The sequence below is a fragment of the Sphingomonas sp. AC435 genome (assembly GCF_979253005.1).
Genome location: NZ_CEEDCJ010000026.1, coordinates 1 through 398 on the forward strand (window position 1 = coordinate 1; position 398 = coordinate 398).

General features: G+C 58.5%; 1 protein-coding gene. It reads right to left on the reverse strand.

The genetic code is table 11. The features are described from left to right. Positions 1-398: Crp/Fnr family transcriptional regulator (locus AC0CH8_RS18820; protein ID WP_465241191.1), on the reverse strand; the 398-nt coding region annotated here is incomplete at both ends.

A 398-nucleotide genomic window follows, 5' to 3' on the forward strand; every position in this document is an offset into this window, starting at 1 on the left:
TGCAGGTAGGACGGATTGAAGTCCGCCGCTGATGCCATAGCTTTCCACTCAACGATGACGATCGAGTTTTTAGTCCTATTGATCAGGCCCTCCGCTTCCAGCTCCTTCAGCATGCGGTTGACGTGAACCGGGGTCAGCGCGACCGCGTCGCCGATCTGCTCTTGAGTAAGCGGCAGGGCGATCGCCGTCTGGTCAGGAACGTGGCTTTTGATGGCGAGACGGACCGCGAACTCGCAGAGGAAGTGGGCAAGGCGAGCACGTCCTATCCTGCGGCCGACATTGAGCAGCCATTCGCGTTCGATCGACGCCTCAATGACGTTATCGATCGTGATCGCCTTCAGGACATTGGGGTGTTTGTCGGCAACGCTCTGCAGGTCGCCTCGAGCTACCTCGATCAA